Below are 22,175 nucleotides of genomic sequence, written 5' to 3'. Positions count from 1 at the left end.
AAATTTTAATAGTTTATTTTAAAATGTACGCCAAATACTTCAGCAATTGCGATACGTGCTTTTATCGCATTTGCCAATGTTTCGCATGAAAAGCGATTAAAAAATAAAGGAAATCAAATGAAAACGCTTACTGTAGGTGATAAAGCTCCACTATTTGAATTGCCAGATGAAAACGGCAATACAGTCGCTTTGGCCGATTTTATCGGTAAAAAGCAGGTTCTGGTCTATTTCTATCCAAAGGCGATGACGCCAGGGTGCACTATACAAGCGCAAGGTTTACGAGACAGCAAGTCGGCACTCGAAGCAAAGAACACGGTTGTGTTTGGCATTAGCCCTGATGAAAGCAAACGATTGGCTAAATTCTGTGAACGAGATGCATTAAATTTTACGCTACTTTCAGATGTTGATCATAAAGTAGCAGATGATTTTGGCGTGTGGGGCCTAAAGAAGTTCATGGGTAGAGAATATGACGGTATTCACAGATTAAGCTTCTTAATCGGCTTAGACGGCAATATCCGTCATGTGTTTGATAAGTTCAAAACTAAAAATCACCACGAAGTGGTGCTTGACGTGCTTAACGAACTTAACTAAAACGTCAAAAAAAGCTCCATATAGGAGCTTTTTTTCGCCGTCTATTGATAGTCGATGTGGTAAGCGAAACCCTTACATAACATTTCGACGTCACAGGTTGCTGTATCGGCATAATCACAGGAATCAACCACTAGGGCGTTGCCACCCAGTTTTTGAGTTTGCTCTTTAAGACTATCAATCATTGCTGATTTACTGGGCATTTCTTGACGAAAATCATGTTGGCAATGCCTAGTTTCAACATAGCGCAATTGTTTGCCACCTAATTCCCAGACTTGATAGTTGGTATAGGTGTCTACCACACTATTTCTTGCCTGGCTTTCCATATACTTAGGCCCATTGGTATACAAGGTTGTGTTGCTGCAACCCACCAAAAACAAGGTGGTAAAAAAAACTAAAGACAATAGTCTACTCATATCAACTCCATCTGAAAAAGCATTATAAAACAATAAAATACCAACAATTTATCAAGATAGCAAAACGCCGCGGTGGTATGTCTTTGCGCGGCGTTTTTACAAGAAGTGCCTGATTAGTTGGCTGACGATTCCTCTTCGATATCTTCACCAGAAAGTAAAACAGCTAACCAACGTCCATCTTCACTATTTTCAAGGCCTATCTTAATCACCATAGTCAGTGGCACAGATAACAGCATACCAACGCTGCCCAACATCCAGCCCCAAAACACTAAAGAAAGAAACACAACGAGAGTAGATAGACCTAGCCCTTTGCCTAAGAATTTTGGCTCTACAATGTTGCCCATTATCGTATTGATACCCAAGTAACCGAGGCCAATGGCGCCCGCCGCTCCTGGTCCCAACTGCAATACTGCTAAACTCATTGCTGGTACCGCTGCAATTATAGAGCCTATATTAGGAATATAGTTCAGTAAAAAGGCCAATACGCCCCAAAGAAGATAAAAATCTAAACCGAATGCCCATAACATGACTGTGACCAACAAACCTGTTGCAATACTGACCAAGGTTTTAATGGCTAGATAGTTGTTGACCGAATGCAAAAATTTATCAATTTGTTTTTCTCGCATGCTAGGGTCATCGAGTGCGATATGTAGCTTTTTAGGAAAAGAATCAGCTTCAAATAGAATAAAAACGACAGTTAATATAATCAAAAAGAGATTGGCCATAACGCCGCCCAAGCCACTAAGCATGTCAGTTGCCAAACCAAGAGCGGCCGCTGGATCTACGTATTCACTAAGCAGACTCGTAAACTGTATGTCATATTCTGCCAGTTTATTAATCACCCATGAAAACTGTTCATTTAACTGGCTTCTGTAGACAGGTAACTGCTTTGACAATTCTGTTAATGAACGCCCTACTAACGCCGCTAAACTTAGCGCTATCGCCACAAAAATTGCCACAACGGCAGTGATTGCAATAAATTTAGGCATTTTATAGCGAGCCGCCAAATTAACTAACGGTTGGCAAATAATCGCGATGAAAATTGAGAGAAGCAGAGGCACCAACATATTTGATGCCGCTTGAATTCCGGCAAATATAACAAAGATACTCGCCAAAATAAGGACGCCTTTGAGCATCCCCAAATTAATATTACTCACAGGTGTGTCCCTTCTTACATTGTTCTTCTAATGAGAGTCATGCTTGGTAATTTTAATAGGCGCCAACAGCTTAATAATCCCATAGCTCCAACGAATACTGCGCCACACACAATACCTATGACCCAATACGTTAGATGCCAGCCTGGTTCCATATCAAATACCCGTTGTTGCAATATGTAGACCGCGAGTTCCATCGCCATACTGGCCATTAAACCGGCAATCGCGCCAAGTGCAACAAACTCATACAATACACTGTTACGTAAAAGATGACCATTTGCACCTAAGGTTTTTAGTATTGCAAGTTCTCGCTCTCTTTCTTCCATGCTTGCCTGAACTTGCGCAATAAGGACTAAACTGCCTGCTAGCACAACAAGTATGAGTACAAACTCTACCGCTACCGAAACCTGATCAATAACATCTCTTAGCTGCGCTATCATTGCATCGACGTCTATCATTGATATTGTTGGGTATTGTCCTAAAAAGTCATCAAAGGCAAGTTTCTGATTTTCTTCAACATGTAATGACATGATGTAAGTCGCAGGAAAATCCGACAATACGCTAGGACTAAAAATCATGTAAAAGTTAGGTTGCATGCTTTGCCAGTTAACTTCTCGTACACTGGTGACAGGCACACTAAACTGTTCGCTACCTAGCTGGAAGCTTAAGGTATCTCCCAGTCCGATATTTAGTCTCATCGCTAAAGATTGCTCTATCGAAACCCCTTCAACGGCATCTGATTCCCACCATTGACCTTCAACGATGGTGTTTTCATTTGGCAGTGCTTCTCGCCAAGTTAAATTAAGCTCTCGGCCGATACCTTGCCTGCCCTGGTCAGTATCTGTTTCCGCATCCTCTTCTTTAGTCACTCTGCGGCGCACTTGCTCTTCATTTATCGCAGTCAATCGACCTCTTACGACAGGATATACTCCACTGGTGTCCAACTTATTTTGTTCAACAAACTGATTAACGGCATCTGTTTGCTCTTGAGCGATATTAATAAGGAAACGATTTGGCGCGTCTTCAGGTAACTGTTCTTGCCATTCTTGAATTAAAGCGTTCTTTACTACCAAAATCAGCAACAATAATTTAATCGCTATGGTAAAGCTCACTAATTGAACACTGTTTTCGCCAGCGCGGCGCTGCAAATTTGCCATCGCCAAACGCCAAGCCTTTCCTGCCTGACTACCCGCTTTACGACCTGCGCCCATAAATATACGGCCAACAAATATCAATAAAGCGGAAACCAATAGGCCACCTAACAACAAAGCAACACTCAATGCCACACTGTTTGAAAATAACACGAGCAACGCAAAAAGTGCCCCTAGCGGTAAAACACGTTGCCACTTTGTAACGGCCCAAAAACTATCATCTTTGCCTCGGATGACAAACAAAGGAGACGTTGAAACCAATGTTTTAAGCGGTGTCCATGCAAAAGCAACAGCACAGACGATACCGGTAAAAACGGACATAGAAATTGCTTTTAACGGCAATGGATTCACGCTATGGCCAAGCTGCTCTTCCATTGCTGAAGCGCCAATGTAATAGAGTATATAACCTATCAGCAGGCCAACCAGCAGTGCACATAACGACAATAATGACCAATGGAGCACATACATTTTCGACAAAAATGATTGCGGCGCACCCATTGCTTTATAAACGGCAACAATAGGTTGATTGCGATGTCCGTAGCGACGGCTTGCTACCGCAACGGCTACCGCGGCAAGCATAACACCCAACATGCTCGACAAAGACAAATATTGCTCTGCGCGGGTTAATGCATTGGCGAGGGGTGATTGTCGTGATTTAACATCATAAAAACGTTGCGCATCGTTAAGTTGCGGTTTTACCCACTCTTCGAACGATTCAATGTCACTGTTGGCTCCGGCAAACAAATACTTGTAAGTTACACGGCTGCCCGGTTGGATTAGTTTAGTAGCGGCTAAATCTTGTTGATTTAAAATGACCGTTGGGCCTTGCGTAAACACGCTAAACGAGGCATCTGGAATTTGAGTGGCTACACCTGCGATGACAAAACTAGCAGCACCAATTTCAATTTTGTCACCCACATCAACTTGCAAGCTTCGAAGTAGCTTACGCTCTACCCATACTTCACCTGCTTTCGGCGCATTTAATGCTTTACTCGCCTGCCCTTGCGTTGAAACTAAGAGCTCTCCACGCAGCGGATATCCTTCGGTGACGACTTTAAGCTGTGCTAACAACATTTGCTCTGTTGAAAACACCATAGAAGACATTTCCGTCAACTGCGCGCTAGCCAAACCTAGTTCAGTCGCATACGTTGGAATGTCATCACTTATCTGTCTCGACGAGCGCAATACTCTATCTGAGGCGATAAACGACGTACTGTTGCTCAATAATCCATCGCGAATATGGTTAGAAATAGCTGACAAAGAAAATATTGATGCGACAGCTAATACTATCGCGAGGAAGACTATCGTCAATTCTCCACGACGAAGTTCATGTTTAAGAAGCCGCAACGACTGTAGTTGCCAAATTTTCATCGGCCTAAGCTCCCGTTACTTCGACTAGTTGCCCTGCTTCCATTTTTAACTGGCGCTCACAGCGTTGTGCTAACTTCATATCATGGGTAACGAGCACAAGCGTTGTACCATGTTGCTTGTTTAGTTCAAACAACAGCTCTGTAACGTGCTCACCGGTATTGGTATCTAAGTTACCTGTTGGCTCGTCAGCAAATAAGATTTCCGGTTGCGTAATAAAAGCGCGTGCTATGGCTACACGTTGTTGTTCACCGCCAGAAAGCTGCGATGGATAATGGTCAAATCTTTCACCTAAAGAGACTTGGCTTAACAATGCTTTCGCTTTTTCAGACGCATCTTCCATATTGGCTAGTTCTGCAGGCAACATCACATTTTCAAGCGCTGTTAAACTGTTAACTAACAGAAATTGTTGGAAAATAAATCCTACATGTTTCGCTCTTATCGCAGTTCTTTCCTCTTCATCAGACTGGTGCAATGGGTGTTCTTTGAGATACACTTCCCCTGTAGTTGGTAAATCTAAACCAGCTAGCAAAGAGAGTAGTGTCGTTTTACCAGAGCCTGATGCGCCAACAATAGCAACTGTTTCGCCTTTGTTTACGTCAAAGCTCGTTGGCTTCAATAACGTCAGTTGATGGTCTGGTAATTGGAATGACTTTGTTAATGCATTCACTTTAAGGATAGTTTCGGAATTTGCCGTCATGATAAAAAAATGTTTAGTTGTTATTGCCTTAATCTATACAAGTCTATTAAACCAAGCCCATGCTGATCAATCTATTTTACTACTTGGTGATAGTTTAAGTGCTAGTTACGGTATGAAAGCTGAGCAAGGTTGGGTCAGTATTCTTAATAAAAAAGCTGAGTCATCCTCACCTGCTTATACCATCGTAAATGCCAGTATCAGTGGTGAAACCACCGCTGGAGGCCTTGCTCGATTGCCAAAAATATTGGCTCAAAACAACGTCGACCACCTACTCATTGAACTAGGCGGTAACGATGGTTTGCGAGGTTTCCCACCTAATGTCATCGAGAAAAACCTGAATCAAATCGTTGCGTTAGCTAAAACGAAAAACATCAATGTTTGGATCATGGATATTAGAATCCCGCCAAACTATGGTCAACGATATAACACCATGTTTAGTTCAGTATTTTCAAACGTTGCAGAAAAAAATGACATCACTCTGGTCCCGTTTTTCATGGAGAGTATCGCGATAGATTCCGCATTAATGCAAAATGATGGCATTCACCCCAATGTAGAAGCGCAGCCCAAAATCGCTCAGATCATGCACGTTGAATTTACGTCGTTACTTGCTAAAGGTCAGTAAGCGTTATGGAGTTTATTTGGTTAACCGTTGCTTTTGTCCTTGGTGTTGCCGCTAAAGGCGTAAATTTACCGCCTTCCGTTGGCTATCTTGTCGCTGGCTTCGTGCTCCATTTTATGGGTTACCAAGGAAATGAGGCGCTCAATACTATTGCCGATCTTGGTATAACGCTTATGTTGTTTATGATCGGCTTGAAGTTAAGGGTTCGCGATCTGACAAAAGCGGAAGTTTGGTTAGGGAGCATCACCCACGCTACAGCATGGATCGTGCTCTTTGTTGTTGCAATAAAGCTATTTGCAACTTTATCGATCAGCTATTTTACAAATCTATCGCTTGAAACAAGCTTACTTATCTCATTCGCATTAAGTTTCAGTAGTACCGTGTGTGTCGTTAAACTCATGGAAGAAAACGGTGAAATGCGCACTCGACACGGTAAATTGGCGATTGGCATATTAGTTATGCAAGACATCTTCGCCGTGCTTTTTTTAGTTGCAGCTACAGGAAAAATTCCGAGCTATTACGCGTTAGCCTTGCCTTTGGTTTTCTTAATAAAACCTGCAATAGATAAGTTTATTAATTTTGTCGGCCATGGCGAACTCATTCCTTTAGCAGGATTTTTCTTAGCTATTGGTGCATATCAATTGTTCGACCTACTCAATATAAAAGGCGATCTCGGCGCCCTTTTAATAGGTATGTTGTTAGCCAATCATGCGAAGGCGTCTGAAATCACTAAATCGCTGATGAGTTTTAAAGATATCTTTTTGATTGGTTTCTTTTTGTCTATTGGATTTACAGCCCTGCCGACATGGGAAATGGCCTACATCGCGCTGCTATTATGCTTATTTGTTCCTATTAAGTTTGTGATGTTCTTTTTCATGTTCAGTCGCTTCAAACTTAAAAGTCGTACGTCATTTTTATCGGCACTGTCACTGGCTAATTTTAGTGAATTCGGATTGATCGTTTCGGCAATTAGCGTCAAAGAAAACTGGTTGTCTGCCGATTGGCTTGTAATCTTGAGCCTTACCGTATCAATATCATTCATTATCACAAACGTTATCTATCGTTTCGCACATGCTTTATATGCCAAACACAATGGATTACTCAAACGCTTTGAATCGAGCAATCGTTTGGCGGAAGATGTTATTGATCAACCTTGTGACTCTCCTATATTGGTTATCGGCATGGGGCGTGTTGGCATGGGTGCTTGTAAAGCGTTGAATGCTAGCCATCCTGGCCAAGCTTGGGGTGTTGACCCTGACGCAGCAAAAGTTGAATGGCTCAACCAGCAAGGCATAAGAACACATGTAGGCGACGGTGAAGACGTCGATTTTTGGGAAAGCTTAAATTTAGAGAAGCTTAAGTTGGTTCTGCTAGCTGTACCATTTGCTAACGATTGCATCATTATTACTGAGATTCTGCGAGATGCCGGATATCAAGGTAAAATTGCCGCTATTGCCAGATATGATGACGAACGCGAAGCATTGATGGAAACTGGGATAGATAAAGTATTTAACTTTTATAATGAAGCGGGCGTAGGTTTTGCGGAAGAAAGTACGGCATTAATCAAACCATGATGTTTCGCTAGTATGATGGTGAATAACGCAAACAAAAAAGCCGACATTACGTCGGCTTTTTAATAAGTGGCATCCCTAAGGGGATTCGAACCCCTGTTACCGCCGTGAAAGGGCGGTGTCCTAGGCCTCTAGACGATAGGGACACAAAATTTGTCTGTCAAAACACTGTTTTGACAATTTTGTGTAAAGACGAAATAAAATCTATGATTTTATGAGCGCCTAATACATCTGCTAAAACTGGTTATCAAAGCTAAGCTCTAATAAAACGCAAAGCCGAGAAACTCTCTAAACCTTTACGTTATCGTATCAACACAAGCAATTTGCCTAGGGCTTGTGTTTAAACGTGTTGGTGTTAGCCAACTGATATTCGCGAATCCGCCAATATCTAAATAGTGGCATCCCTAAGGGGATTCGAACCCCTGTTACCGCCGTGAAAGGGCGGTGTCCTAGGCCTCTAGACGATAGGGACACAAAGTTTGATAGAGAAATATATTTCTCTAACTTTGTGTAAGGCGAAGATACACTACGTTTATCTGAGCGACCTTTTTCCTACACAAGGTATTTGTGTTATCAAAACACTGTTTTGATGTTTTAGTGTAAAGACGAGATAAAATCTATGATTTTATGAGCGCCTAATACATCTGCTAAAACTGGTTATCAAAGCTAAGCTCTGATAAAACGCAAAGCCGAGATACTCTCAACCTTTACGTTATCGTATCAACACAAGCAATTTGCCTAGGGCTTGTGTTTAATCGTGTTGGTGTTAGCCAACTGATATTCGCGAATCCGCCAATATCTAAATAGTGGCATCCCTAAGGGGATTCGAACCCCTGTTACCGCCGTGAAAGGGCGGTGTCCTAGGCCTCTAGACGATAGGGACACAAAGTTTGATAGAGAAATATATTTCTCTAACTTTGTGTAAGGCGAAGATACACTACGTTTATCTGAGCGACCTTTTTCCTACACAAGGTATTTGTGTTATCAAAACACTGTTTTGATGTTTTAGTGTAAAGACGAGATAAAATCTATGATTTTATGAGCGCCTAATACATCTGCTAAAACTGGTTATCAAAGCTAAGCTCTGATAAAACGCAAAGCCGAGATACTCTCAACCTTTACGTTATCGTATCAACACAAGCAATTTGCCTAGGGCTTGTGTTTAATCGTGTTGGTGTTAGCCAACTGATATTCGCGAATCCGCCAATATCTAAATAGTGGCATCCCTAAGGGGATTCGAACCCCTGTTACCGCCGTGAAAGGGCGGTGTCCTAGGCCTCTAGACGATAGGGACACAAAGTTTGATAGAGAAATATATTTCTCTAACTTTGTGTAAGGCGAAGATACACTACGTTTATCTGAGCGACCTTTTTCCTACACAAGGTATTTGTGTTATCAAAACACTGTTTTGATGTTTTTGTGTAAAGACGAGATAAAATCTATGATTTTACGAGCGCCTATTACATCTTCTAAAACTAGTTATCAAAGCACTGCTTTGATGTTTTAGTGTAATATATTTTGCAATAATCACACTAAAATTGGTGGAGCTATGCGGGATCGAACCGCAGACCTCCTCGCTGCCAGCGAGGCGCTCTCCCAGCTGAGCTATAGCCCCAATGTCGATAACTTTTTGGTTACTAACATTTCGGCTAACAACTAAAACTACGTACTCGTTGAAAGCGAGGCGCATTGTAGGCATCCACTAAAAAAGTGTCAACTATTTATTTAAGAAAAAGGGTAATTTTTTGCAACTTTCTTACATTCTGTTTATTAAACGATCTAGTTGCCTGTTTTTTGACTTATTTCGCTGTTGTTAAACACAAAATTGATTTTTATCGCTGCCCTACTTTCGCGCCGGTAAATTACATTCCACTGGTTATACTGCAACAAGGCTACCAGGTAACATAGACAGCAAAATCTCCTATTATTGGTGCCAAGTGGTCTGCAACTTCCCTACTGTCAACGCTTAGCGAATAAGTCTAGCAACAATTTGACTACAGAATAATTTTGAAATTTTATCAATAGCAGTTATGGTTATTATAGGTATCAACATTAGTAGTATTGAATGAAACTAAAAGAATTAAACGCTGTAGCTATTGGTGGAGGCCATGGATTAGGTAGAGTTTTGTCAACGTTATCCTTTATGGGAGATCGTCTAACCGGTATTGTCACAACGACAGATAACGGTGGTTCTACCGGACGCTTACGCAAAAGAAGTAGTTCTATCGCGTGGGGAGATTTACGCAACTGTTTAACTCAGTTAGTTGATGAACAATCCATTGCAAACCAACTCTTCAACTTTCGCTTTCAAGGGCAAGATGAACTCAGCGGACATAACCTGGGCAACCTTATTTTATATGGGCTAGAGCGCATACAGTCGAGCCCAATTGAGTCTATTGAAATTGTAAGGCGTCTACTTAGGGTTAAGACGCGTGTATTGCCAATGTCTGAAACGCCAACGGACTTAATGGCATTCTACCCTACCGGTAGATGTCGTGTTGGTGAACTGTCGGTGGATGATATGCCTATCATGCCTGAAAACCTAATGTTAGCTCCGCTGGTAAAGGCACCAAGTATGTGTGTTGAAGCGATTGCAAATGCGGATATTGTCATTCTTGGTCCGGGTAGTTTTCTGACAAGTATCATTCCACCTCTATTAGTTCGAGATATTGCACAAGCGATAGCGCAAAGTGATGCGATCTGTATTTTCATTGATAATCTTGTGCCGGAGCATAGCCCTGCTGCAATGATGAGTTTGGATGACAAGATCGATTGGATAGAGAAAAATGCGGGTCATCAAATTGTTGATTGTTTGATTACACAAGAGCCCAACGCTAAATCGAGTAAAGTTGATGTGTTTAGTTTTGATTTAAGCGCTGATGATATCCCCCATCGCCATGACGAAGCTAAATTAACAACAGCAATTCAAGAAGTTATTTCGCTTATCACCAAAGAAAAAACATCCGCTGTTGCGATGAACGAATAAAAAAGGCGCTAATGCGCCTTTTTTAATCATTTCACTCTACTTAACAGCTAGTCATCTTGACTAATTCTACTTGCTACAGCGCCCTGCTGCCCTTTATATTTAGCGTCGACACGTTTGTTATATGGTCTTGCTGCTTTGCCTGACATCGCTTCAAAATTAAGTGCAGCTATCTTCATTTTAGGGCGCAATGCTAGTGGCAATTTACCACTATTGTAAAACTCTAAAACAATTTGACCAGACCAACCTGGATCAATTCTGTGTGCTGTTACATGAACCATTAAGCCTAAGCGGGCTAGCGATGATCTACCATCAAGCCAGCCTACAACATCTGCTGGTAAAGTGACACTTTCATAAGTAACGCCCAGCGCCAATTCGCCTGGATGAAGAAAAAAGGCTTCACCATCTTCGATAAAGACTTCTTCACCCATTACGTTATTCATGGCCGCTTGTACTTCTTCTTTAGGACCACTGAGATCAATATATGGCGCAGTATGATCTTTAAACACTCTAAACTCATTACCCAAACGAATGTCGACACTTACTCCTGAAATCATACTTGTGTCAGGTTTTGGCACAATGACAATTTTTTCTTCATCCAGATATGTTTCGATATCTGTATCACATAGTCTCATGTTAGCTCACTGCCTATTTATTACGTATGGTTAAATCTGGCGTATGACTGCTTGCCATATCAAGATCTAAATATAACTGGGATGCAATTTTGATTGCTATTCTACGGTAAAGTTGGGCAATATCGCCACTGCTATTTTCTGCATTCAACAATGTGCCTTGAGCATTTAACTGTTGAATCGATGCATCAAGTGGCAAGTGCCCTAGTATTGGCGTCTGATAGTCATCTGCTAACACATTCGCTGCACCTTCGCCAAAAATGTGTGAGGTGTGACCGCATGCCTCGCAAAGGTGATAACTCATATTCTCAATTACCCCTAATACAGGTACAGACACTTTATCAAACATCGCTATGCCCTTTATGGCATCAGCCAAGGCAAGGTTTTGTGGGGTTGTGACGATAACTGCTGCGGCAACGGGTACCTGCTGCGCCAGCGTCAACTGAATGTCGCCTGTACCCGGTGGCATATCAATAATCAAATAATCTAGAGCTGGCCATTGAGTATCATTTAACAGTTGCATAAACGCCCTGCTTGCCATCGGCCCTCGCCATACCGTTGCATCATTTTTATCAACCAGCAAGCCAATTGACATCGCATGAAGCTGTCCAACTTTTACTGGCACAAACTTCCCTTGTTGCGTTGTCTGTATTTGCGTGTCTTCAATACCAAGCAAGTGAGGAATCGATGGTCCATAGATATCAGCATCTAATATACCAACACGAGCTCCCTGTGCTATGAGCCCTTGTGCAACGTTAACGGCTGTAGTTGATTTACCTACGCCACCTTTCCCTGATGCTATCGCCACAATATTTTTCACGTTACTAATCGCATGTTGACGCACTGCGGACACATTCGCTTCGATGGTCAGGTAAACGTCTTTTTGAACATACTGGCTAATATACTGGGTTATATCATGCGTCAGCGCTTTACAAGGAAATGGGCTATGCAGCGTAATATTGAGACCTGCATCATGCTCGCTTAACGCTGAAATATACCACTGATCGGTAGCATTTGGCTGTAGTTCTGGATGATCAAACAACCGAATATAGTCCGTCAATTGTTCCTGATTTAGATTAGCCACTGTTGAGTTTACGTCCTAGTGCGTTGCATAAATGTTAAAAATGTAGGCGATATATCAAAAAATTCGTATTAGCTGATGAATTATAATGAAAATCAGCCTCAAATTTTGTACTATTCCCTGCATTATTACCATCTATATTTTAGTAAACTGAGAATGACTACAGAAACGTCTTCAAATGCACGTAAAATCCTTGTGACTTGTGCACTGCCTTATGCCAATGGTTCTATACATTTAGGGCACCTCCTAGAACATATCCAAACCGATATTTGGGTACGATTTCAGCGTATGCGTGGCAATGAAACCTATTTTGTTTGTGCCGATGATGCGCACGGCACGCCTATTATGCTTAAAGCACAGCAGTTAGGTGTAACGCCAGAACAAATGATTGCCGATGTTCAAAAGGAACATATGGCAGATTTTGAAGACTTTTTAATTAGCTTTGACAACTACCATTCAACACACAGCGAAGAAAATGAGCGCTTTGCTCATGATATCTACAATAAGTTGAACCAAGCGGGCCACATTAAAACGCGTACAATCTCCCAGTTATACGATCCAGAAAAAGGCATGTTCTTACCAGACAGGTTCGTTAAAGGAACATGCCCTAGCTGTAAAAGTGAAGACCAAAATGGCGACAGTTGTGACAATTGCGGTGCAACATATTCGCCTACAGAGCTTATCAACCCTCGCTCTGTTGTGTCGGGCGCAACGCCAGAATTGAGAGATTCTGAACACTATTTCTTCGATTTACCAGCGTTTGAAGGCATGCTTAAAGAGTGGACACGCAGCGGTTCGCTTCAAGATGAAATGGCAAACAAATTAGCCGAATGGTTTGAACAAGGCCTACAACAATGGGATATAAGCCGTGACGCACCTTACTTTGGCTTTGAAATTCCAAACGCGCCAGGTAAATATTTTTACGTTTGGTTAGACGCGCCGATTGGTTATATGGGAAGTTTCAAAAACTTCTGTGATAAAAGTGGTGTCGATTTCGATTCATTTTGGCAAAAAGATTCTGACGCTGAGCTTTACCACTTTATTGGTAAAGATATTATCTATTTCCACAGCCTATTCTGGCCAGCAATGCTTGATGGTGCAGGATATAGACAACCTACTTCTGTTTACGCACATGGCTTTGTGACCGTAAATGGCGCCAAGATGTCTAAATCGAAAGGTACTTTTATCAAAGGTAGAACCTATCTAGAGCATCTTAATCCTGAATACCTGCGTTATTACTACGCTGCTAAATTGACTAGCCGCATTGATGATCTTGATCTAAACCTTGAAGATTTTGCACAACGTGTAAACTCTGACTTAGTCGGTAAAGTGGTTAACATTGCGTCTCGATGTGCAAGTTTCGTGACCAAAAAGTTTGACGGTGTGCTTTCAGCCAATATCGCTGATCAAGCATTGGCAGATGAAGTGACCTCTGCAGGTGATGCTATCGCTGCACTTTACGAAAAGCGCGAGTTTGGTCGTGCAATGCGCGAAATCATGGCATTGGCAGATAAAGTAAATGAGTATATCGCGGTAAAAGAACCATGGCAGCTAATTAAAAATGCAGATAAGGCGCAAGAAGTGCATGACATTTGTTCATTGGGTATCAACCTATTTAGAACATTAATGATCTACTTGAAGCCTGTATTACCTAAACTGGCCGAGAGCACAGAAGCATTTTTAAATGACTCGCTTACGTGGGAAGGTCACAAAGTATTGTTGACCAACCACAAAATTAATAAGTTTAAAGCGTTGTTGCAACGCGTCGATATGGATAAAGTTGAAGCCATGGTAGAAGCGTCTAAAGAAAGCTTAGTAGCAGAAACAAAAGCACCTGTGACAGGGCCATTAGCTGATGACCCTATTAGCGATGAAATACAATTTGATGATTTTGCGAAAATCGATTTACGCGTTGCCAAAATTGTTAATGCAGAGCACGTAGAAAAAGCAGACAAACTGCTGCGTTTGGAGCTTGATATTGGCGGTGAAACTCGCCAAGTATTTGCTGGTATTAAATCTGCCTACCAACCAGAAGACTTGATCGGTAAACATACTGTAATGGTTGCTAATTTAGCACCAAGGAAAATGCGTTTTGGCATGTCGGAAGGCATGGTGCTCGCAGCGGGGCCAGGTGGCAAAGACCTGTGGATTTTGAATCCGGAAGAAGGTGCGCAACCGGGAATGCGAGTTAAATAACGAAAAGGCCATAAAATTATCGTTTTATGGCCTTTTTTTTGATCCTATACTTAAGACAAATGCAACAATAAAAACGTCACTGTGCTAAAACACATTCCGCAATCTGCTCGTATCGTCATCACCATGATTATTGGCATACTGGTTGGTATATATACCGACTGGTATCCCGCTGCAATCAATGATTTGGCAGATGGTTTTATCATGGCACTGCAAATGACTGCCCTTCCTTATATCTTTCTCTCGTTGGTTGCAGGCATAGGTACATTAAGCAGCACGAACGCAAAAGCTGTGTTTAAAATCAGTATTATTAGTTTAATTATTTTACTTTGTGTGTCGCTAGTTTATGTGTTCGCAGCGCCTATTGCTTTTCCGCAATGGCAAACCGCTGATTTTTACAGTGCACATACGGTAAAAACAGTCGAAGAATTTAGACTAGTTGATCTATTTATTTCAGCAAACCCATTTAATGCAATGGCCAATACCGCAATTCCTGCAGTGGTGCTATTTAGTGTACTACTTGGTATCGGATTAATTACCGCGCGTCAAAAACGCAGAACATTAGTCATTCTAGATAGCCTGCAACAGGCAGTTGCCAACGTGAATACCTTAGTTATGAAGTTTGCTCCGCTAGGCGTCTTTTGTATTGCACTGCGGGCTGTGAATACGCTTAACCCTGAAGCAATCGATGGCATGGCTGTTTATATGCTGTCAGCGCTAACCGTGGTTGTACTGCTATCGTTCGTCGTGTTACCCGCGTTGATTGCTATATTTACCCCGTTTAGATACAAAGAAATTATTAGAGTTTCGCGTGAAGCCTTGGTTACGGCATTTGCCACAGGCAGCTTTTTCGTCGTGATTCCAATTATTGTAGAAAAATCTAAAACACTAGTCGCAAAAATATCACCAGCTGATAGAGAAGCGCAGTCTATGCCCGGCATTGTTGTACCTATCAGCTACAGTCTGCCAGTCGGTGGCAAACTTATCGCCATACTGTTTACGCTATTCGCTGCGTGGTTTTCAGGCGCCTATGTTTCGTTTTCTGACTACGTCAATCTAGTGACCAAAGGTTTGCCGCAGCTGTTTGGCACATCTACTATAGCTATTCCGCATATGCTAGATATCTTCAATGTATCTGGCGCGATGTTTGAATTTTTTATTGTTTCTGAAAACCTCATCGTTAGCCGACTAGGCGCTTTGCTATCGGTTATGTTTTCTACCTGTTTGGTACTCCTAATCGCAACATTATCAGCCAAACGTTTAACTTTAAATGTTCGAAAGTTTGTGGTGAATTTGATGGTAATACCGCTAATCAGCTTGCTGTGCTTGCTGGGTTTACGTTACGCCCTCAATAATATCGACTACAACTACCAAGGCTATGAAAAATTTATCGACAGAGACTTTTTGTTTGAACCCGTTGAAGCGAAATTCCTAAAAGCGCCGCAGCAAAATAGTACTAACCAATCTCCCTATTCGAGCGTGCTCGATAGAGTTAAGCAAAGAGGGTTCTTGCGCGTCGGGTACTTTAGAGATGATTTACCCTACTCTTTCCACAACAAGCAAGGCAAACTTGTTGGCTTTGATATTGAAATTTTTCACCAATTAGCTTCTGATCTAGGTGTTGGCATCGAATTTGTTCGTATCTTTCATGATGATGCTCAGCCGCTATTAGCCTCCGGTTATTTGGATATTACCTCAGGAATACCTGTGATACCTGACAACCTTCAAAAATATACGATGACCATAGAGTACAGTCGCCAAGAGCTTGCCTTTATTGTTAAAGACGAGCGACGAAGAGAATTCACGCGTTTTGCCGATGTAATTGAGCGCGAAGATCTAACTATAGGTATTCCTGAAACTTTCTTTTATAAAGAAGCGATCCGTAAAACCTTTAGAAAACCGAAAGCCTGGGAAATATCGACACCTAGGTTATTCTTTAGAGAAGAATACCAACATATAGACGCGATGTTTTTTGGCGCGGCAGCCGCTTCTGGTTGGACGCTGTTGAACCCAGAATATACGGTCGTTGTACCGAAACCTAAGTTACCTGCCATTATGATGGCGTTTCCGATCAACAAAGATGACAGCGCGTTTGAGCTTTATATGCGTAACTGGATTACGATGAAAGTACGTAGTAAAGATATTGAACGTTTGTTTATGTATTGGATCGAAGGTAAACAACCACAATCCTTTAGGAAGACGAATTAATGAAGTGTCGACACACCTATACTGCAGCGTTGCTAGCAAGTCTTATTGCTTGTACTAATAATTACAACGTAAAAACCAACCTAGACAAAGAGAATTTCGACAATTACTTTGCTCCGGGCAAAGTACAAGTGCTTACCGATACGTCTGATCCCAAGTTTAGTTACAAACAGCTTGGTATTGTTGAAGGGGAAGATTGTCAAAAGAAAGCACATTTAGCTAAACCAGAAGCATCGCGTGCGAGAACAGACGCAAGGTCCAAAGCACACGCACTAGGCGCTAATGCCATTGTGTTTTCTGGCTGTGCTGATATACCAAGCAACCAATGTGTTGCCGCAATTGTTTGTTACGGGCAAGCATTCCAAGTAATAGAAAAGTAATTCATCGTTATGTCATTTCATTATAAAGCCGTAGGTGTAGTTGAGTCGCCTTACAAAGAAAAGTTTGCCATTCCTAGGCAACCTGGCCTTGCCAAGCATGCTTTTGGTAGTATTTTGCTTTCGCCTGAGTTTACACAAGACGCAGTGCGTGATTTAAGCGCTTTTAGCCATATTTGGGTGCTGTTTCACTTTCATGAAAACGATGACAAGGGATGGAAAGCGTTAGTAAGACCACCCCGTTTAGGTGGAAACGCTAAAGCCGGTGTTTTCGCTACACGTTCCACTTACAGGCCAAATGGTATAGGCATGAGTGTATTACCGCTTAGCGGCGTTACAATGAAAGGAAATCAAGTGCGAATCGACGTTGCGCAACTCGATTTGGTAGATGGCACGCCAATTCTCGATATAAAGCCTTACATTCCATATAGTGATAGTGTACCAGATGCTAATGCAGGATTTGCTACCAATGCGCCCGAGGCGCGCTTAGAGGTGCACTACTCATCAAGCGCTATGACAACATTGACACAAGTAAAAGATGCTTATCCGCATTTAAAAACGCTGATAGAAGAAGTCCTTAGCCAAGACCCAAGGCCGGCGTATAAACAGCAAACAATAGACAAAAAGTGCTATGGCATGGCGCTGTATTGTTTTAATATTCGCTGGCAACTTGTTAATGCCACCACCATTGAAGTGGTAACAATAGAAAAAAACAATGACCAATAAATCCTATTTCGAACTCATCCTGCTTGCCGCCATATGGGGCGCGTCCTTCATGTTTATGCGCATAGGCGTACCTGAGTTTGGACCTTTTCTATTTATGGCTGCGCGCACAGGTATTGCAGCGATCTTTCTTATAGCCCTGTTTTATGTAGGTAAACACACAGTAAATTGGCAACTTATAAAACGCGATAAAACAAAGTTATTAGTGTGTGGTTTGCTTAATACAGCCATTCCTTTTGTCTTGTTTGGCTATGCCACGCTGACGCTTAACGCTGGTATGGCATCAATTTTAAATGCAACTACGCCAATGTTTGGCGCTTTAGTCGCCTACTTTTGGTTAAAAGAATCTTTGCCTAAGTCCTCTATTTTAGGCCTGATCATCGGGTTTATAGGTGTTTATGCCTTGGTTTATGACTCGATGCAGATAACGGAGCAAGATGTAGTATTACCAACACTCGCCATTATGTTAGCAACGCTAAATTATGGTGTATCAGCTAATTATACAAAGAAGTATCTTGGCGAACACTCACCCTTGTTACTTGCTACCGCAAGTCAAATTGCCGCAAGTCTTGTGCTCATTCCGCTTTCTTTGTTCTTTTTGCCATCACAAATGCCCTCTTTTGAGGCGATTAATGCAGCGCTAATCATCGGTGTTGTATGCACTGGCTTTGCATATATCTTGTTTTTTAGGCTGATAGTAGATGCAGGCCCTACCAATGCAATTTCTGTCACTTATTTAATCCCTGCGTTTGGATTAATGTGGGGCGCCGCTTTTCTCAACGAAAAAGTGACAAGCGGTGTTATTTTAGGTTGCTTACTCATACTGCTGGGTGTTGGTTTAACAACAGGGTTTTTCAAGCGTTTTAAGAAGTCGTAAAAAGTTGTCTATACTCAGTAAAAACAACATTAAAGGACAACAATATGGCTGATCAAATCGTATGGCTAGATATGCCAACAACAGACCTAGCTCGCGCATCAAAATTTTATACTGGCCTGCTAGGGGCTCCTGTGCAATACCAAGAAATGGACGGAATGGAATTCGCAATGTTTCCAGACGCTGAGAAATCTGTGTCGGGCTGTTTAATTCCAGGTACAGAAGAAGACATATTAAAACGAGGCGCACTGATTTACTTCAACGTAGACGGACGCATTGTAGAGGCTGAGCAATGGGCAAAAGATAATGGTGGCGAGGTACTAGAGCCCATTCATGCAATTGGACCTTATGGTTTTCGCAGTGTTATCCATGACAGTGAAGGCAACAGAATAGCCCTGCACAGCCAAAGCAACGCATAAAAAAACGCGCCCATAGGCGCGTTTTCTCTGAATGGATGACAGCGAATTAGTCCGCTAGTTGAGCTTCAAGCTCTGCTTCTTCTTGCTCAATTTCTAGGTCAGCTTCTACAAGAATTTCTTTCTCGTCTTGTACACGCATTTCAGCAATGACTTCGTCAACTTCGCGCTCAATGCTTCTGTCTAGTTGTTTAGCTGCAACGCGTTGGTCAGGCGTAACTTGAACGCTATCAATTTCTGACTCAAGAGCTGATGCATTTACAGCGAATAAAGAAAGTAATACTGCTAACGATAATTTTTTCATTTGTTAAATCCTCACGTTGTTTAAAAACACATTTCGTGTTTCAGTGAGGCTATTGTAGGCATTTGAAAAATAAAAACTGTAAAGCTGTTAATAGCATTTGTTATTTATTGTAAATAGGGCCGTCTAATTTCGGCTTGAAACGCTGAAAACAGCGAAAAAGCTACACAAGCGTTACACACCCGTGTAGCAAAACGCTGTTACCAGTTAACCATTGGGTGTCAATATTACCTTACCACTGCTTTTATTGTCAGCGTAATAATCTAGCGCTTGTGCAAATTGTTCAAAGGTTACATTTGCTTTAACATCAGTTTGAAAAACGCCATCTGCAAACAGTTTTTGTACCTTTTTACTCAGCCTTAATACAGACAGAGGCGATGCTTTAGCTATGTAAGTAGCAAGCCAGAATCCTTCAACTTTCGCTCGTCTGAAAATTAAATCAGCGACTGCAAATTGACCACCAACTGGATCATGAGTTTCAGTCAACCTGCCATATACAATAGCGGTTGCGCCATTTGGCATACAACTCATTACCTCTGGTGTATCTTTGTCTGCTACAGCATCTAACAGTACAGTCGCTTTATGCTGGTGACAGGCGTCCTTTAGCGTTTTACGATAATCTGTCGCTGTGGTGAGTAACACCTCCGTTGCCCCTACTTGCTTCAACACGCTTACATTAGCCTCGCTGCGCACTGTTGCTATAGTCTTGATACCCAGCATATTAGCGTATCTAATCACGCCCTTTCCGACTTGGCTTGCTGCAGCATTTAGTACAATAGCCTTTGCGCCTAGCCCCTTCGCTCTATCAACTAGGCAAACAGACGTGCAAGGATTAACAATCAAAGTCGCAGCTTGTTCGTCCGTTAACTCTTTGCGAACGGGTAAACAGAAATTAGCTTTAGTTACGGCATATTGAGACCAAACGCCATCTAATCCGGGCGTTGCTGAAAAAGCAACGCGCTTTCCTTTAAGATATTTACCGTAAAACCCTGCGTTGGCATCAACAACAATGCCACTAGCTTCAAAGCCTACGAACTTACCATTTTCTGGCGGCAGGCCATATTTGCCAAGTAAATATACAAGGTCTGATGGGTTAACAGGTGACGCTAAAACCTTAATCAACACTTCACCTGGTTTAAGTGCAGATATTTGATGTGTTTGTAGTTCAATGCGAGATGATGAAGGAAGCTCTTGGTCTTCCTTCATCGCTAGAGCAAAACCTGTATTTGCTAGAGGATACTGGATAGTCAAAACGATATGCCTTGTTTGTTTTTGTGTAAGGCTACCATATTAAAACATGTGTTTAAATTGTTGTTACTCACTATCTGTAATTAAATGGATTACCTCTTCTTCCGCTAGGTAAGCTTGATCAACGCCTTGCAGCTTATTGTAACGAATCATCGCTTGAATGCCGTCTATGTAGTCTTGTCCACGTTCTGAGTATTTGTCTAATGTAGTGGCAAGCTCCATGCCAGTGATGGTTTTATTTTCGGCGCGTAGTTGCGCCCTTAAGTCGCGGAGTTTGTGATATGCATTGCCTGTATTAATATTAAGCATATAACCTTGTACCGAAGCATATGGGCTATCAAATCGCTTTAGTCCGTAATTACCAAGCTCCTTGCGCTGGTTTTTGGGTACCATACCTTTCCCTGAAAAATCCCATTGTCCGAAAAATGCATTTCCTTCTATGGTAAAGCGGGATGTTGCCCAACCACTCTCTTCTGCTGATTGTGCAAGTGCTAGTGACGGTGGAATGATATCTATTCGTTGCAACAATGCTGCTCTGTCTTGTTCACTGTAAAAATGGCCAGACGGTTGCAGACGGTATTTTTGTGCAAGACTTTGGAATGTTTGCGAGGTTACATCCGCTGTTTCTGCAACTTTTCGTTCCTCTAAAATAGCTTCGTTTGACAACAATATTAACGGCGCCATAAGTCTAAAAAATACGCCCTTTTTCTGCTTCACAGGAATGTGGCTAGAAGTTTTGCTCCAATTCGCACTGACATGGTTAAACATAAAACGAGGCACTTCCTTATTACCTTCTTGCCAGCTTTTAGTTGTGTAGTTATGTTCTTGAAAAACCTCCATTAAATGGTGTAAATCTGCAATTTTGATTTGCTTGCTACTAGCATTATCCTGGTTTGCATTTTGACTGGCTAAAGCCAGTTGATTAAACGATAAAATAATAAGAAAAAGGCATGCCGCCTTGGCAAAATGAAGAACGTTTTTCATAATAAAATCCCAATACATACTCACCATAAGTATATAAACTTTATTAAGTTTTGCTAATTTTGCTATAACAACAGCTATTGATTAGTCGTTAATTTCAGCGTTACTATAGTGAAAAAACCAAGATGCAATGACCATGAAATACAAACAAATTGATGCCGCCGCGAAAAAGTCTATTGCGCTTGTCGCGCATGATAATATGAAAAATGAGTTACTTAAATGGTGCACAACGTACGAGCGTAAACTGAGTAATCATCAACTCTTTGCCACAGGTACTACTGGCCATATGATAGCCGCTAAAACAGGTTTAACAATCGATACCTTGATTAGTGGTCCACTTGGAGGCGACCAGCAGATAGGCGCACTCATTACTGAACAAAAAATCGATATGATGATTTTTTTCTGGGATCCATTAGAAGCGCAGCCACACGATCCTGATGTCAAAGCACTATTACGCTTAGCCGCAGTGTGGAATATTCCGGTAGCTTGTAATAGCGCAACCGCAGACTTTCTAATCAAATCTTCTTTGTTTGAGAATGCCTACTTAAAGACGGTACCCGACTACGATAGTTATTTGTCACTGCGCACGTAACC

The 22,175-nt window shown here is 41.8% G+C and carries 20 protein-coding genes and 5 tRNA genes; 11 read left to right on the top strand and 14 right to left on the bottom strand.

What is annotated here, in order from left to right:
- Positions 1 to 117: 117 nt before the first annotated feature.
- Positions 118 to 591, top strand: a complete 474-nt coding sequence (gene bcp / locus QUD85_RS06845) for a thioredoxin-dependent thiol peroxidase (RefSeq protein ID WP_093328992.1) — start codon at positions 118 to 120, stop codon at positions 589 to 591.
- A 41-nt stretch (positions 592 to 632) separates the two neighbouring features.
- On the opposite strand, the gene QUD85_RS06840 is transcribed toward bcp, so the two are convergent.
- From QUD85_RS06840 to QUD85_RS06825, 4 genes are all read right to left on the bottom strand, one after another.
- Positions 633 to 1,004: a hypothetical protein gene (locus QUD85_RS06840; RefSeq protein ID WP_093328994.1), complete on the bottom strand. Its 372-nt coding sequence runs from the start codon at positions 1,002 to 1,004 to the stop codon at positions 633 to 635.
- 113 nt (positions 1,005 to 1,117) lie between these two features.
- Entirely contained in the window at positions 1,118 to 2,140 is a 1,023-nt protein-coding gene (locus QUD85_RS06835) for an AI-2E family transporter (protein WP_093328995.1), read from the bottom strand.
- Positions 2,141 to 2,175: 35 nt separating this feature from the next.
- Entirely contained in the window at positions 2,176 to 4,680 is a 2,505-nt protein-coding gene (locus QUD85_RS06830) for an ABC transporter permease (protein WP_093328997.1), read from the bottom strand.
- A gap of 4 nt (positions 4,681 to 4,684) precedes the next feature.
- Positions 4,685 to 5,377: an ABC transporter ATP-binding protein gene (locus QUD85_RS06825; RefSeq protein WP_093328999.1), complete on the bottom strand. Its 693-nt coding sequence runs from the start codon at positions 5,375 to 5,377 to the stop codon at positions 4,685 to 4,687.
- Here QUD85_RS06825 and QUD85_RS06820 point away from each other — a divergent pair.
- Positions 5,376 to 5,999: an arylesterase gene (locus QUD85_RS06820; RefSeq protein WP_093329001.1), complete on the top strand. Its 624-nt coding sequence runs from the start codon at positions 5,376 to 5,378 to the stop codon at positions 5,997 to 5,999. The two genes, QUD85_RS06825 and QUD85_RS06820, sit on opposite strands and share 2 nt — an antisense overlap.
- A gap of 5 nt (positions 6,000 to 6,004) precedes the next feature.
- A complete protein-coding gene (locus tag QUD85_RS06815; RefSeq protein ID WP_093329002.1) occupies positions 6,005 to 7,570 on the top strand; it encodes a cation:proton antiporter family protein in 1,566 nt (521 codons plus the stop codon).
- A gap of 67 nt (positions 7,571 to 7,637) precedes the next feature.
- On the opposite strand, the gene QUD85_RS06810 is transcribed toward QUD85_RS06815, so the two are convergent.
- From QUD85_RS06810 to QUD85_RS06790, 5 genes are all read right to left on the bottom strand, one after another.
- Positions 7,638 to 7,713, bottom strand: a tRNA-Glu gene (locus QUD85_RS06810).
- A gap of 250 nt (positions 7,714 to 7,963) precedes the next feature.
- Positions 7,964 to 8,039: transfer RNA gene (locus QUD85_RS06805), tRNA-Glu, on the bottom strand.
- Between the two features lie 335 nt (positions 8,040 to 8,374).
- Positions 8,375 to 8,450 (bottom strand) — tRNA-Glu (locus tag QUD85_RS06800).
- 335 nt (positions 8,451 to 8,785) lie between these two features.
- Positions 8,786 to 8,861: transfer RNA gene (locus QUD85_RS06795), tRNA-Glu, on the bottom strand.
- Between the two features lie 245 nt (positions 8,862 to 9,106).
- Positions 9,107 to 9,182: transfer RNA gene (locus tag QUD85_RS06790), tRNA-Ala, on the bottom strand.
- Between the two features lie 450 nt (positions 9,183 to 9,632).
- Here QUD85_RS06790 and QUD85_RS06785 point away from each other — a divergent pair.
- Positions 9,633 to 10,553: a gluconeogenesis factor YvcK family protein gene (locus QUD85_RS06785; RefSeq protein WP_093329003.1), complete on the top strand. Its 921-nt coding sequence runs from the start codon at positions 9,633 to 9,635 to the stop codon at positions 10,551 to 10,553.
- A 47-nt stretch (positions 10,554 to 10,600) separates the two neighbouring features.
- On the opposite strand, the gene dcd is transcribed toward QUD85_RS06785, so the two are convergent.
- Positions 10,601 to 11,185: a dCTP deaminase gene (dcd, locus tag QUD85_RS06780; RefSeq protein ID WP_093329005.1), complete on the bottom strand. Its 585-nt coding sequence runs from the start codon at positions 11,183 to 11,185 to the stop codon at positions 10,601 to 10,603.
- Between the two features lie 13 nt (positions 11,186 to 11,198).
- Entirely contained in the window at positions 11,199 to 12,266 is a 1,068-nt protein-coding gene (gene apbC, locus QUD85_RS06775) for an iron-sulfur cluster carrier protein ApbC (protein WP_093329006.1), read from the bottom strand.
- Positions 12,267 to 12,419: 153 nt separating this feature from the next.
- Between apbC and metG the strand changes: the two genes are divergently transcribed.
- The 6 genes from metG to QUD85_RS06745 all read left to right on the top strand — a co-directional run bounded on the left by metG (position 12,420) and on the right by QUD85_RS06745 (position 19,054).
- Positions 12,420 to 14,459, top strand: a complete 2,040-nt coding sequence (metG, locus tag QUD85_RS06770) for a methionine--tRNA ligase (protein ID WP_093329008.1) — start codon at positions 12,420 to 12,422, stop codon at positions 14,457 to 14,459.
- Positions 14,460 to 14,540: 81 nt separating this feature from the next.
- On the top strand, positions 14,541 to 16,664 hold the full coding sequence (locus tag QUD85_RS06765) for a cation:dicarboxylate symporter family transporter (protein ID WP_093329010.1): 2,124 nt from the start codon (positions 14,541 to 14,543) through the stop codon (positions 16,662 to 16,664).
- Complete coding sequence (gene rcsF / locus QUD85_RS06760) at positions 16,664 to 17,041, top strand: Rcs stress response system protein RcsF (protein WP_093329011.1); 378 nt, start codon at positions 16,664 to 16,666, stop codon at positions 17,039 to 17,041. The genes QUD85_RS06765 and rcsF overlap by 1 nt, the downstream gene beginning before the upstream one ends.
- A gap of 9 nt (positions 17,042 to 17,050) precedes the next feature.
- On the top strand, positions 17,051 to 17,764 hold the full coding sequence (gene tsaA, locus QUD85_RS06755) for a tRNA (N6-threonylcarbamoyladenosine(37)-N6)-methyltransferase TrmO (protein ID WP_093329013.1): 714 nt from the start codon (positions 17,051 to 17,053) through the stop codon (positions 17,762 to 17,764).
- Positions 17,754 to 18,638, top strand: a complete 885-nt coding sequence (locus QUD85_RS06750; protein WP_093329015.1) for a DMT family transporter — start codon at positions 17,754 to 17,756, stop codon at positions 18,636 to 18,638. The genes tsaA and QUD85_RS06750 overlap by 11 nt, the downstream gene beginning before the upstream one ends.
- Positions 18,639 to 18,682: 44 nt before the next feature.
- Entirely contained in the window at positions 18,683 to 19,054 is a 372-nt protein-coding gene (locus QUD85_RS06745) for a VOC family protein (protein ID WP_093329016.1), read from the top strand.
- A gap of 46 nt (positions 19,055 to 19,100) precedes the next feature.
- Here the strand turns inward: QUD85_RS06745 and QUD85_RS06740 are convergent, their stop codons facing one another.
- The 3 genes from QUD85_RS06740 to QUD85_RS06730 form a co-directional block, all read right to left on the bottom strand.
- Positions 19,101 to 19,355, bottom strand: coding sequence for a hypothetical protein (locus QUD85_RS06740; RefSeq protein WP_093329018.1), 255 nt, complete (start codon positions 19,353 to 19,355; stop codon positions 19,101 to 19,103).
- 204 nt (positions 19,356 to 19,559) lie between these two features.
- Positions 19,560 to 20,603 carry a zinc-binding dehydrogenase gene (locus tag QUD85_RS06735; RefSeq protein WP_143047942.1) on the bottom strand — a complete coding sequence of 348 codons (1,044 nt, stop codon included), beginning with the start codon at positions 20,601 to 20,603 and terminating at the stop codon, positions 19,560 to 19,562.
- Between the two features lie 63 nt (positions 20,604 to 20,666).
- A complete protein-coding gene (locus tag QUD85_RS06730) occupies positions 20,667 to 21,584 on the bottom strand; it encodes a glucosaminidase domain-containing protein (RefSeq protein WP_245732100.1) in 918 nt (305 codons plus the stop codon).
- A 133-nt stretch (positions 21,585 to 21,717) separates the two neighbouring features.
- Here QUD85_RS06730 and QUD85_RS06725 point away from each other — a divergent pair, with 133 nt between their 5' ends.
- Positions 21,718 to 22,173: a methylglyoxal synthase gene (locus QUD85_RS06725; RefSeq protein WP_093329022.1), complete on the top strand. Its 456-nt coding sequence runs from the start codon at positions 21,718 to 21,720 to the stop codon at positions 22,171 to 22,173.
- Positions 22,174 to 22,175 lie beyond the last annotated feature (2 nt).

The sequence above is a fragment of the Thalassotalea agarivorans genome (assembly GCF_030295955.1).
Taxonomy (GTDB): Bacteria; Pseudomonadota; Gammaproteobacteria; order Enterobacterales; family Alteromonadaceae; genus Thalassotalea_D; species Thalassotalea_D agarivorans.
This window is presented reverse-complemented; position numbering and strand designations above follow the sequence as displayed.